The sequence below is a fragment of the Morganella psychrotolerans genome, from assembly GCF_001676055.1.
GTDB lineage: Bacteria > Pseudomonadota > Gammaproteobacteria > Enterobacterales > Enterobacteriaceae > Morganella > Morganella psychrotolerans_B.
This window is the reverse complement of sequence record NZ_LZEX01000012.1, coordinates 385,733-398,453: the sequence shown is the minus strand read 5'-3', so window position 1 is coordinate 398,453 and position 12,721 is coordinate 385,733. Positions and strand designations below refer to the sequence as shown.

Below are 12,721 nucleotides of genomic sequence, written 5' to 3'. Positions count from 1 at the left end.
CAGAACTATTTTTAATGAAGATCCTGCCCAAGCCGTCTATAATCAGCGGTCCAAACAGAGGTATATAATGACTGCAATCACTTTTTCTGAACTCGAACTTGACGATTCGCTGATACGCGCACTGAATGAAAAGGGCTTTGAGCGCCCGACTGCCATCCAGGAAGCCACCATTCCGGCTGCGCTGGATAATCGTGATATTCTGGGTTCAGCCCCGACCGGCACCGGCAAAACTGCCGCTTATCTGCTGCCGGTGATCCAGCACCTGCTCGACTTCCCGCGTAAAAAATCCGGGACGCCGCGTGTGCTGATCCTGACCCCGACCCGTGAACTGGCAACACAGGTTGCGGATCAGGCAAGACAACTGTGTAAATACACGCACCACGACATTGCCACCATTACCGGCGGTGTGGCTTACATGAATCACGCTGAAGTCTTCAGCGAGAACCAGGATATCGTCGTCGCCACCACCGGCCGCCTGCTGCAATACATTAAAGAAGAAAACTTTGACTGCCGCTCAGTTGAAATTCTGATCCTTGATGAAGCTGACCGTATGCTGGATATGGGATTTGCCAACGATATCGAAACGATCGCCGGTGAAACCCGCTGGCGGAAACAGACTATGCTGTTTTCCGCAACGCTGGAAGGCGATGCCATCCGCGATTTCGCCAAGCGGATCTTAAATGAGCCGGTTGAAATAGAGACCGATCCTTCCCGCCGTGAACGGAAAAAGATCCAGCAGTTTTATCTGCGGGCAGACGATCTCGAACACAAAAAAGCGCTGCTTGTTCACCTGCTGAAACAGCCTGAAGTCACCAAATCGATTGTGTTTGTCCGCAAACGCGAACGTGTGCGCGAACTGGCAGACTGGCTTCGCAGCCGGGAGATTATCTCCTGTTATCTTGAAGGGGAAATGGTACAGGTCAAACGGACCGAAGCCATCCGCCGCATGACCGAGCCGGGTCCGACTACCGTACTGGTCGCCACCGATGTCGCCTCCCGCGGGATCGATATTGATGATATCAGTCATGTGTTTAACTTTGACTTACCGCTTACCGCAGACGTTTATCTGCACCGTATCGGGCGTACTGCCCGTGCCGGACGCAAAGGTATTGCTATTTCACTGGTTGAATCCCATGACCAGCCGCTGCTCGGAAAAATCATCCGTTACATCGATGAGCCGGTGAAAATCCGCGTAATTGATGAATTGCGACCGAAGACCCGTGCGCCGTCTGAAAATGCGTCGTATAAGCCATCGAAAAAAGTGCTCGCCAAACGTAAAGAGAAAAAAGCGGCAGAAAACGACCAGAAGAAGAAAACCAAAGTCCGCCACCGCGTGACAAAAAATATCGGAAAACGCCGCAAGCCAAACGAAGATGGCGCTGCAGTTGAAACACCGGTGACCAGCAAGCCACAGGAATAGCCGGTAACCGTTATCCTGCCCTGAAAAAACGGACTCCTGAGTCCGTTTTTTTATTTTTATAACAAAGGTTCCCGTCTGTTCTCCATTGCCGTGATAACCTGCGTCAGCATGTGCGCTTTCACCCCCAGAATCAGTTTCTGCAAAACAGAATGCACGGTCTGCGGCGGATAATAATCCAGCTCTACCCTGCGTCCCAATGCCTTAGGAATATCCAGCCCGTCCTGAATATGGGTCAGCCAGTCATACTCCAGCGCATAATGGCGGATGAACGCCATGCCGTGCTGTTGCGCAGCCTTCAATGATAAACCTTCCCGTACCAGGGTATTTTCCGCCAGACCTGCGGCATTAAAAGTAACTGCCGGCTGCTGCAATACCACCGCGCATAATGATGCCAGCCCGCCGCCGAGAGAATGGCCGATAAACAGCCAGGGATAGGAAGAGTGAGAGAGCAGATGCCTCGCCAATTGCACAGCCTCACGATATTGCAGCGAAGGCAGCCCCTGCCCCTGGCGGATATTCGTTATCATATCCGTCATATCATTACTGCCGGCAAATGCCAGAATTCCGGTATCCTGATAGTGATAAATCATACTTTGCAAACCCGACGGGCTTCTTAACTTTCCGGGACTCAGCGAAAGGCGCGCCAGTGTCTGCGTATCGGCACGGGTAATCCCGGCGATACTCTCTTCCCCGGGATTGTAACTATCCGCACATAAACGGGCGAGGGTAATATCATCCGCAAGTCCGGTATTTTGACCAGGGGAATAAAGCGGCAGAACAGGCTTTTCAATATTGATGTACGGCTGTTGCAAGAGGGACCGGCAGAGTGATGTGGATGAAAAGGACAGTAACTTTGAAAAATAGTGCTCAATTAACATAAATACGCCTCCGCAGATATACAAGGCGCTACTTCACCTGATCCGGTGAAAGACAACAATATTATTATTTATTAGCCTGTTATATAAATCCCATCAGTATAATGATAAAAAAAACCACGCCGGAGCGTGGTTTTTAACATAACGGTAGTTACCGATACAATTACAGGCTTGCTGTAAAAGTACGGGCGATAACATCGCGCTGCTGTTCAGGTGTCAGTGAGTTAAAACGCACTGCATAACCAGAAACACGGATAGTTAACTGCGGGTATTTTTCAGGATGATCAACTGCATCCTGCAGTGTTTCACGGCGCAGAACGTTAACGTTCAGGTGCTGACCACCTTCAACGCGAACAGTCGGCTGAGCCTGAAGATTAACTTCACGATACTCAAAAGGACCTAATTCCGCGCGGGAAACAACATCACCGTCTGCATATTTTTCTTTGGCACAGATGCAACGGGCTTCGTCTTTGCTGTCATCCAGCAGCCAGAAAGAGTTCAGCAGTGCAGCGTTGTCAGATTTAGTAATTTGGATACCAGTAATCATAGTGACCTCCGGGTTGGTTCGATATCAATTTATCGATTGTCATTTAAAGTGGAAATTGGTCTAACCAATGTCTATGCGTATTATATACCAAGAAAATCAGGTCGATTCTTTGATATATATCAATAAAAATCACACCAATTTTTCATGCCGTCCGTAAAAGCCTGTTTTAAATCAAAAACCCGCATCCGGCAAATTTACGTTTTTTTGTAAAAAATACACTATTTTTTTAAAATTCTGCAGTTCACCGATAACTATCCGGTAAATATGGTCTTCTGCTTTCCCAAGACCTGACAAGTCAGGTAAGCTGAACGCTGAATTTTGTTATTAATGAAGGATAACAGCACAATGCCCACTTCACTTACCTGGCATGACGTCATCGGACGGGAAAAAACACAGTCCTATTTTATTGATACATTAAATACGGTTGCCCACGAAAGAGAAATTGGTAAGACCATTTATCCAGAACAAAAAAATATCTTTAATGCCTTCCGTTATACAGAGCTGAAAGATGTCCGTGTTGTAATGTTGGGACAAGATCCTTACCACGGCCCGGACCAGGCTCACGGCCTCTCTTTCTCCGTACTGCCCTGCATTAAACCGCCTCCGTCACTGGTTAACATGTATAAAGAGCTGGAAACCGATATTCCCGGTTTTACGCGACCTGACCACGGCTGTCTGGTCAGTTGGGCGCAACAGGGTGTACTGCTGCTTAATACAGTATTAACCGTTGAACGCGGTCAGGCACACTCCCACGCAAAATTGGGCTGGGAAACCTTTACAGATAATGTCATTGCCGCAATTAATGAAAATTGCAGCGGTGTTATTTTTCTGCTCTGGGGCGCGCATGCACAGCGCAAAGGTCAGCACATTGATCAGAATAAACATGTCATTCTGAAAGCACCGCACCCTTCTCCGCTCTCCGCACACCGCGGTTTCCTGGGCTGTCATCATTTTTCGCAGACAAATGCACTATTGCAGGCACGCGGGCAGGCGCCAATCGACTGGCAGCCGGTGATCCCGGCAGAATTACAGCCGGACGCATAAAACAGAGACAAAAATGCCGCCATATAAAGGCGGCATTGAGATTGCAGACAAAACAGGATAAACCGTGGTTTTTCCTGTTTTGTGTTATCCGCCTGAAATCTCTGTTTATTTAGACACAATCACCATCGCCGGACGCAACAGGCGCCCGCTCAGGGTGTAGCCTTTCTGCAACACATTGACTATCTGGTTCGGCTCGTGACCTTCGGCCTCAACCATGCTGATAGCCTGATGCACATCCGGATTGAACGGCACTTTTGTCTCGGCAACCACATCAATACCGAATTTTTTCACGGCATCCAGGAATGATTTCAGCGTCAGCTCAAGACCTTCGAGCATACTTTTTTGCGCTTCATCTTCCGGATTGACTGCTTCCAGTGCCCGTTCCAGGTTATCAATCACCGGCAACAGTTCATTAGAAAAACGCTCTAATGCAAATTTATGCGCTTTTTCAATGTCCTGCTCCATACGACGGCGGTTATTCTCAATCTCCGCCTTCGCCCGCAGCATTGCTTCACGTTCCGTTTTACGGGACTCTTCCAGCTCATGCTCCAGTTCCGCAATACGACCCGCCGCCACTGCCGCGTGGTCAATTTCTGTGTCTGCTGCCTGTTCCTGCCCTGCATTCAGGGTATCTGCTGCATCTGCAACAGCTTCTTCGTGTATTTTTTGTTCGTGACTACTCATAAAATCTCCGCGTATTTCGCAATAATCCTGATTCTTGTTTATTATGGGGATCAAACTCAAAGATTCAAGGGAACGGCGACTAAGTGAGGGGAAAACGCACATGCTGACGGACAGCCCGGCAAAAAACAAATTATTCCGCTGTATCGGGATTGTCGGCCACCCGCGCCACCCGGAAGCTCTGGCGACACATGAACAACTCTATCACTGGCTGATGAAAAAAGGCCTGCGCGTTCTTGTTGAAAGTGATGTCGCTGCCGAAATGCGGTTAACGGATGCCGAAACCGGCTCATTACCGGATATCGGGCAGGAAGCGGATCTGGTCATTGTTGTCGGCGGTGACGGTAACATGCTGGGCGCTGCACGCGTATTATCACGTTACGGCGCGGATGTGATCGGCGTAAACCGGGGAAATCTCGGATTTCTCACCGATCTCGCACCGGATAATGCCCTTCAGCAACTCGACCGTGTACTCACCGGCGAGTATCACGTCGAAAAACGTTTTTTGCTGGATGCGGGTGTTGTCAGCCCCGACGGAAAACTGCGGCGCAGCACCGCTCTGAATGAAGTGGTACTGCATCCGGGAAAAGTCGCGCACATGATTGATTTTGAGGTCTATATTGATGAACGCTTTGCATTTTCACAGCGTTCTGACGGACTGATCATTACCACACCGACCGGCTCCACCGCCTATTCACTTTCTGCCGGTGGTCCGATACTGACGCCAGACCTCGATGCTATCGCCCTGGTGCCGATGTTCCCGCATACCCTCTCCTCGCGCCCGCTGGTCATCAGCAGCCGCAGCACTATCACACTGAAATTTCCGCAGACAAATATTGACTACGAGGTTAGTTGTGACAGCCAGATAGCCCTGCCGATACAGGAAGGAGATATTGTTAAAATCAAACGCAGCCAAAAAACGCTCGATTTAATACATCCGATTGATTACAACTATTTCAATACGTTAAGTACCAAATTAGGCTGGTCTAAAAAAATGTTCTGATTTTTTTCACTCCGCCTCTTTACGGGATATAAAACCTGATTATACTGTACATAAATACAGATATGGTTATATCAACAGGGGAGACGGAATGTTAACTCAGCTCACTATCAGCCAATTTGCCATTGTCCGCGAATTAGAAATCGACTTCCGCGCAGGAATGTCCGCCATTACCGGCGAAACCGGTGCAGGTAAATCCATCGCCATTGATGCCCTCGGCCTGTGCCTCGGCAACCGTGCTGATGCCAATATGGTGCGTCCCGGCGCAAACCGCGCAGATATCTGCGCCCGCTTCTCTCTGAAAGATACTCCCGCCGCCCGTCTCTGGCTGGAAGAGCACCAGCTGGATGATAACCACGAGTGCCTGCTGCGCCGGACAATCAACAGTGACGGACGTTCCCGCGGTTTTATCAATGGTACCGCCGTTCCCCTCTCTCAGTTACGGGAACTGGGCACGTTGCTTATTCAAATCCACGGCCAGCATGCTCATCAGCATCTCCTTGAGAACAGCCACCAGAAAGTGTTACTGGACACATATGCAAATCAGGGGCTGCTGTTAGGGGAAATGAAAAAAGCCTGGCAACAGTGGCATGATGCCTGCCGGACGCTGGCCTGTTATCAGCAGCAGTCGCTGGAACGGGAAGCCCGTCAGCAGCTTGTTGATTATCATCTGAGAGAACTCAGCGAATTTGAACCACTCGAAGGAGAATTCCCTGAAATTGACGCGGAATATAAACGACAGGCAAATTCCGGGCAATTTCTGAACCTGAGTCAGGAAACATTAAATATCCTCAGTGAAAATGATGAGCGCAATATTCTCAGTATGCTTAACCATGCCAGAAATGAACTCAGCGAACTGATTTCACTGGATGAAAGCTTATCGCCTTTACTGACCATGCTGGAAGAAGCCACTATTCAGGTTGATGAAGTCAGCAATGAAATGCGCCACTACCGTGACCGGGTTGATCTTGATCCTAACCGCCTTTACGAACTGGAGCAGCGCCTTTCGCGTTATATCAGCCTGAGCCGTAAACACCATACGCCACCTGAAGAGCTGTATGTTCTCTATATGCAGTTACAGGAAGAGCAGCAGATGCAGCAGGAAAGTGAGCATCACAGTGATGAACTGAGTCAGCAGGTTGAACAAAGCTATCAGCAGGCGCTGGCTATTGCACAGCAACTGCATATGGTCAGAGAGCACTACGCTGCTGAACTGAGTGAACTGATCACACAGAGTATGCACCACCTCTCAATGCCTCATGGTCGCTTTACTGTCGATATCACTTTTACACCTGATCAGCTGAATATGGATGGTGCCAGTAAAATTGAATTTAACGTCACCACCAATCCGGGACAACCACATCAGGCATTAGCTAAAGTCGCATCCGGCGGGGAATTATCCCGTATTGCTCTGGCAATCCAGGTGATCACCGCCAAAAAAATGGATACACCGGCACTGATTTTTGATGAAGTCGATGTCGGGATCAGCGGCCCGACTGCAACTATCGTAGGAAAATTGCTTCGCGAACTGGGTGAGTCCACACAGGTAATGTGTGTGACACATTTACCACAAGTCGCCGGTTGTGGACATCAGCACTATTTTGTCAGCAAACACACTAACGGCACAGAAACAGAAACCGCAATGCAGTTACTCGACAAAAAATCACGGGTACAGGAATTGGCCCGGTTGCTGGCAGGAGCCGAAGTCACAAAAAATACACTGGCGAGTGCAAAAGAATTACTGGCTGCGTAACAATCTGACAGATTTCATTCAACTTTTATGCGATCCTATGGTCATAGAAAAATGCATACCCAACGTCATTCAGGATGCCACGAACAAACCTGCAGTTTGAATGAATAAGGGGACTACCCAACGTCATTCAAGATGCAGGCAGGCGGTAAGGGAAGATAGACAAGGAGCATACATAAGTATGTGACTTGGCTAGCTGAGTGCCACCAACGAACCTGCAGTTTGAATGAATAAGGGTATAAAGGTTTTCAATTTAGTTATAGTCGACTATCATCGTCACCATGAATCCTAAAGGAATGAAATCACCATGCGTTGTAAATTGCTGATTGCCGCAACGACATCTCTGTTGCTGTTAACTGCCGGATGTTCCACTCTGGAGCGTGTGGTTTACCGCCCTGATATCAATCAGGGGAATTACCTCACACCAGCAGATGTAGCGAAAATTCAGACAGGAATGACTCAGCAGCAGGTTGCCTATACACTCGGTACGCCGATGTTACGCGACCCGTTCGGAACACAGACATGGTACTATGTTTTCCGTCGTGAGCCTGGTCACCAGAAAGTGAAACAAGAAACACTGACACTCAGCTTTGATGCAGCCGGCAAGCTGACTGAAATTAAAAATACGGATTACAAACCTGATAACGGGGATGAAACCACAAGCGAAATCGCAAGTGAGACCGTAAAAGACTAATTCATCATTATCATGTCCGTCTGACGTGTGGTGAACTGTAAAAAACCGCTGATGCAGGTATTGTGTCAGCGGTTTTTTATTTTAATCATTATTTTCCGCATTCAATCAATCGGGCAGTCGATTTATGCTACTTCCGGTTATAGATAAACCGGCAGATAAATTGTAAATCAGCAAACAACAAAATAAACAGTGACATCGTCCGACACTTGTTACCATACTAATTATACGGTTATAAGTCATTAATATAATTAACTTTTCATAAAAACTCAACTGGCAGATATTATCATGCTAGTATTCACGAATATTTCGTATTCACACATGTTTGATAGGTAAGGTTAACAGCATGTCTAATCGGTTAAGACTTCAGGACGGGAAAACGCTGACACTGGCGTCTCTGGGTGGTGCACTGGAATTTTATGACTTTATTGTCTTTCTCACCTTTGCACCTTTCTTACAGATACTCTTTTTCCCTGGTGATTCACCGCTGCTTTCGAGCATCATGACCTATCTGACCTACGCGGTAGCGTATTTCGTACGCCCCCTGAGTGGTGTTGTAATGGCCCATTTCGGCGATATCATCGGCCGGAAAAGAATGTTCATGCTGTCACTTTTTCTGATGGCTATCCCGACACTATTAATCGGATTGCTGCCTACTTACGAACAAATTGGCTATGCCGCGCCGGTGCTGTTACTTATCATGCGCCTGTTGCAGGGAATAGCATTAGGTGGTGAAGTCCCCAGCGCGCACGTTTTTGTCACAGAGCATGTTCCGCACAACCGCATGGGTCTGGCAAACAGTATGATCGCCAGTGGTCTGACATTTGGCGTGGTTATCGGTCACTTTGCAGCATACATTATCTATATTAATTACAGTCATGATGAAATTTTAAGCTTTGCATGGCGCTACCCGTTTATCTGCGGGGGAATATTAGGACTTATGGCGGTCTATTTGCGTCGTTATCTGCGCGAAACGCCTGTATTCCTGGAAATGAAAAAACGTAAAGAACTGGTCTCACTCCCGATAAAAGAAGTATTAAAGAACTTCCGGGGCGCAACACTGATTTCTATTTTAACCACCTGGCTGCTGACCACAGGTGTGGTGTTAGTTGTACTCGCACCAAACCTGATGAAATCAGATATCTTTAAAATCGACCCGGAATTTGTCAGTAAAATTGCCATTCTGGCAACAATAATGAATGTGGTAGGTAATATTATTGCCGGTATTATTGCAGACCGTGCGGGCATACGGAAAACTGTTGTTCTTTACAGCCTGCTTCTGGCGGGTACCAGTTATGCATTTTTTGACTCATTAAGCAGCGGCGATCACATGACTATCGGCTTCTTATATTCATTCGCCGCATTGTTCTTAGGTTTAGTCGCCTGTGTACCTATCATTATTATCAAGCTTTTCCCGGCAAATATCCGCTTAAGCGGCATTGGATTTTCCTACAATATCGGTAACGCCCTCTTTGCCGGGCTGACCACCTTTACGGTCCCGGTCATCGCTGAACACGTAAACCCGATGTTTATCGCCTACTACATATTATTCCTCTGCGCCCTCGGTCTGTTTATCAGTTTCTGCCTGGGCAGAAAGTCAGTGAAGTTTTATGTTTAAATAATTCAGGGATGGCTGTTTAACAGCCATCCCTGCGTTTTATTACTGTATTAATATCGACAGAGAGGTGGTTATCTCTGATAAGTCAAATACACCGTCAGAACGAATAATTAAGACCAACAGAGTAATTAACCGAGTTACTATGATTACTTTCCTGGTTGTAATTAACCACGCCGAACACATTCAGATTCTCTGTCAATGCCGCTGAAGCGCCTAATTTAGCAGATACCCAGCTATCCTTTGATTCAATGCCGGTACGGGTAAACGATGTATCCGTGCTATTAACCGCACCTTTAACGCTCATCGGTTTATCGCTTAAATTGTGATTATATTTTATCTCAAAATATGGGTTTACCGGCAATGACTGCGTACTGATGCCCCACCCTCCGCTCACAATATTCCGCTCTTGTTTCTGAGAACCAAAATGCATAGCCGTACTGGTATCCGAGTTTTCACGGTAACCATCTACTTTATATTTATCATACTGGTAACCAATAACCGGACCGGTAGTTATATTCTCTGTAATTTTATAGTCATAACCTGCGTTTACTGCCACACCAAAGCTGTTAGCATCGGTTTTACCTTTTTCTTTGCGGGTCGCTTTACCTAACTGTATTTTACGCTCGATATCATCCAGCTTCATATCGCCATAACTGGTATTAATATTACCCCAAAGACCATTTTCAGCTGATACCTGCATAAACAATGACACAACTTTACCATTATAATCATACTGATACTGATCATTAACTTTAAAGTTTCCGTCAGAGATACTAACCATTCCCCCATAAGCTAACATCGACGATGTACGTACAGAAAAACCAAGATTAAGATCATTATTGGTATCTTTACCGTCTAAATCGAACCGATTTCCTTGTGAGGATTTATATCGCCCGCTGTAACCACCAAATACATTGAATTTATTGTCACTGATATTTTTACGCAAACTCTGTAATTGCCCGTCAAGGAAAAGACGATGAGTATAATTGACATTCTCCAATGATTTAGACAGGCTTGTTGCATAATAAGGAGCATCAATAACAGATGCTATATATTGTGCAATAACAGCGTGACCTTCGTTGCTGGGATGGAACCAATCTGAAAACAAATATACTTTATCATCATGGAAGGTTTTAACACCTTCTTTACAATGAAAAGAGCGAATACCGATTTGACAAACAGGGACCAGAACGTCATCAAATCCATATTCTTTTCCTGAGAACATTATTTCATCAAATAGTTTTTCAACGTCTGCACGTATTATATTACCATTTAATTTAGCCAGTCCTTTATCCACGCTATAGTTAAACTGTGATGTAATTCTGTTTTCAGTATCAGTTATAACCTTCTGATAAAATTTAACTATAGAACGAGGAACAGGTACACCATTTTTATCCAGCACTGTTTTAAATGCATTAACAATATATTCCTGACGCTGTTCTTCATTGCTTATCTCACCTTTGTTCTTCAGCTCATCATTCATTTCTTTGTATAGTCGCTGAGAATCAAACTTATCACCAAGAGCATCTTCCATAAAACTAAAAATTGATACCGATGTCCATGGGCTCAATCCAGCTTTAGGGATACTGGGTACAACAACATATCCGGCACCAGCATCTAATAATTTTTTTGCACTGGCGACAGAAAGATCTGCTGACGGAGAAATTAAATATTCATTACCTTTATGAAGTAAGCCATGTAAATCAAAACGCTTTACTGCACTAAGAACATTATGAGATATATCATTAGCACCAATCCATAAAATATATAATCCATTTTTATTGGCATGACCGCCATTTCTGCTCAGATAAAAATCGATCTGCTGATCACTGGTACGTATAGTCGGCAGAGACAATTTGTCTGCTGTAGCCCCCCCTTCCGCATAATTTTCACCACCAAAATTAGAGGGTATCAGTGCTTTATTTACATAATATTCGGATAAAACTTCATTATATAATTTACTATAAGAACCAGCTAAATACCGGCTGTCATTACCTCTGTTTCCTCCATCACTCATACTGTCTCCGATTACAGTAAAGTTATCAAAAGCAAAAGCATTTGATCCTGATAATATAAGTGCTGCAGCGGTACAGCAAAGAAAATTGCGTCTCATGAATTAATCCTTTAATCAATGATTTGACCTGAATTTCATAATTCAGGTAATGAAGTTTTATACTATTTTGGTTTGATTTATTAATCAGGCTTTATACAATCAGGCAATCACATAGGATTGATATTGTTATAAATAACCATAACAATTTTATTTTATATACTATATTTATTAACAACCCTCTGTTTATATATAACACACTCTGCAGGATGCAGTTTATCCTGTTACTCTGAACATTATTTACTGATCTGATAGAATCAATAGAATGAAATACAGATAGCATATTAATTTACGGATACACGTAATTAAATTTGAAATTAACAAATTTTAAATTTAACCATTGAATGCTCTGGCTTCACCAAACCATATTAATATGCTGACAACTCATTATCAGTAAGTAGTAACATAATTTATTTTTAGTATTGTAGTTTTATATTTTAAATATCAAATATTTAGTTCCATAGATTATTATTTTTCTGACGAGATGACAGATTTGGCTTAGTAATTACTATTGATTTTAAATTATTTTACTAAGAATGAAAGATAAATATTTGTAATTAAACCAAGCGAAAAAATTGAACTTTACACTTTGTTTCCTCAGGAATTTAAGACTGTAACATTCATTAATCGTTTTTATTTCAATAAAATAGAATGACTATATATTTACTCTGACGCAATAGAGCTCACAGGAAAACAAATCACAGGCGTTATAGTAACGGCGCTATATTTATTTGCATATTTAATACTATATAAAACAGTAATTACTATATTGTGGATAAATAAAAACATATTAAACATTAAATAATTAAAATAACCGATTTATGTGATTAACCTGGTATTTAAAGCCAGCGTTGCGATAGTAAAATTTAACTATCCGTACTAAATACATAAATATAGATAACCAAAAATACAGATTTATCTTGTGCGCCGAATCGTTAAAAGAAACATTGCAGCACAAGATGCTTAGCAATAGTGAAATATTATC

Annotated in this window: 10 protein-coding genes; 6 read left to right on the top strand and 4 right to left on the bottom strand. The window is 44.4% G+C overall.

The window, feature by feature from the left end; translation table 11 throughout:
* The first annotated feature begins 67 nt into the window (after positions 1-67).
* A complete protein-coding gene (gene srmB / locus AYY17_RS10290) occupies positions 68-1,420 on the top strand; it encodes an ATP-dependent RNA helicase SrmB (RefSeq protein WP_067423567.1) in 1,353 nt (450 codons plus the stop codon).
* Between the two features lie 56 nt (positions 1,421-1,476).
* On the opposite strand, the gene AYY17_RS10285 is transcribed toward srmB, so the two are convergent.
* The gene (locus AYY17_RS10285; protein WP_067423463.1) at positions 1,477-2,298 is read right to left on the bottom strand and encodes a lipase family protein; all 822 of its coding nucleotides are present in this window, start codon (positions 2,296-2,298) and stop codon (positions 1,477-1,479) included.
* Between the two features lie 160 nt (positions 2,299-2,458).
* The gene (grcA, locus tag AYY17_RS10280; RefSeq protein WP_067363865.1) at positions 2,459-2,842 is read right to left on the bottom strand and encodes an autonomous glycyl radical cofactor GrcA; all 384 of its coding nucleotides are present in this window, start codon (positions 2,840-2,842) and stop codon (positions 2,459-2,461) included.
* 345 nt (positions 2,843-3,187) lie between these two features.
* On the opposite strand from grcA, the gene ung reads away from it, so the two are divergent.
* Entirely contained in the window at positions 3,188-3,886 is a 699-nt protein-coding gene (ung, locus tag AYY17_RS10275; protein WP_067423461.1) for a uracil-DNA glycosylase, read from the top strand.
* Between the two features lie 105 nt (positions 3,887-3,991).
* Here the strand turns inward: ung and grpE are convergent, their stop codons facing one another.
* Positions 3,992-4,570, bottom strand: a complete 579-nt coding sequence (grpE, locus tag AYY17_RS10270; RefSeq protein ID WP_067423459.1) for a nucleotide exchange factor GrpE — start codon at positions 4,568-4,570, stop codon at positions 3,992-3,994.
* Between the two features lie 100 nt (positions 4,571-4,670).
* On the opposite strand from grpE, the gene nadK reads away from it, so the two are divergent.
* From nadK to AYY17_RS10250, 4 genes are all read left to right on the top strand, one after another.
* The gene (gene nadK / locus AYY17_RS10265) at positions 4,671-5,570 is read left to right on the top strand and encodes an NAD(+) kinase (RefSeq protein ID WP_067398591.1); all 900 of its coding nucleotides are present in this window, start codon (positions 4,671-4,673) and stop codon (positions 5,568-5,570) included.
* 88 nt (positions 5,571-5,658) lie between these two features.
* On the top strand, positions 5,659-7,320 hold the full coding sequence (gene recN / locus AYY17_RS10260; RefSeq protein WP_067423457.1) for a DNA repair protein RecN: 1,662 nt from the start codon (positions 5,659-5,661) through the stop codon (positions 7,318-7,320).
* Between the two features lie 304 nt (positions 7,321-7,624).
* Positions 7,625-8,011, top strand: a complete 387-nt coding sequence (gene bamE / locus AYY17_RS10255) for an outer membrane protein assembly factor BamE (RefSeq protein WP_067423455.1) — start codon at positions 7,625-7,627, stop codon at positions 8,009-8,011.
* A 343-nt stretch (positions 8,012-8,354) separates the two neighbouring features.
* Entirely contained in the window at positions 8,355-9,626 is a 1,272-nt protein-coding gene (locus tag AYY17_RS10250) for an MFS transporter (protein WP_067423453.1), read from the top strand.
* Positions 9,627-9,723: 97 nt separating this feature from the next.
* Here AYY17_RS10250 and AYY17_RS10245 read toward each other — a convergent pair whose 3' ends face one another.
* Entirely contained in the window at positions 9,724-11,739 is a 2,016-nt protein-coding gene (locus AYY17_RS10245; RefSeq protein WP_067423451.1) for an autotransporter outer membrane beta-barrel domain-containing protein, read from the bottom strand.
* Positions 11,740-12,721 lie beyond the last annotated feature (982 nt).

Excerpts from the sequence above, each read along its gene's own strand:
- ung (WP_067423461.1), top strand. The coding sequence starts at position 3,188 with ATGCCCACTTCACTTACCTGGCATGACGTCATCGGACGGGAAAAAACA.
- grpE (WP_067423459.1), bottom strand. The coding sequence starts at position 4,570 with ATGAGTAGTCACGAACAAAAAATACACGAAGAAGCTGTTGCAGATGCA.
- bamE (WP_067423455.1), top strand. The coding sequence starts at position 7,625 with ATGCGTTGTAAATTGCTGATTGCCGCAACGACATCTCTGTTGCTGTTA.
- AYY17_RS10285 (WP_067423463.1), bottom strand. The coding sequence starts at position 2,298 with ATGTTAATTGAGCACTATTTTTCAAAGTTACTGTCCTTTTCATCCACA.
- grcA (WP_067363865.1), bottom strand. The coding sequence starts at position 2,842 with ATGATTACTGGTATCCAAATTACTAAATCTGACAACGCTGCACTGCTG.
- AYY17_RS10245 (WP_067423451.1), bottom strand. The coding sequence starts at position 11,739 with ATGAGACGCAATTTTCTTTGCTGTACCGCTGCAGCACTTATATTATCA.
- nadK (WP_067398591.1), top strand. The coding sequence starts at position 4,671 with ATGCTGACGGACAGCCCGGCAAAAAACAAATTATTCCGCTGTATCGGG.
- AYY17_RS10250 (WP_067423453.1), top strand. The coding sequence starts at position 8,355 with ATGTCTAATCGGTTAAGACTTCAGGACGGGAAAACGCTGACACTGGCG.
- srmB (WP_067423567.1), top strand. The coding sequence starts at position 68 with ATGACTGCAATCACTTTTTCTGAACTCGAACTTGACGATTCGCTGATA.
- recN (WP_067423457.1), top strand. The coding sequence starts at position 5,659 with ATGTTAACTCAGCTCACTATCAGCCAATTTGCCATTGTCCGCGAATTA.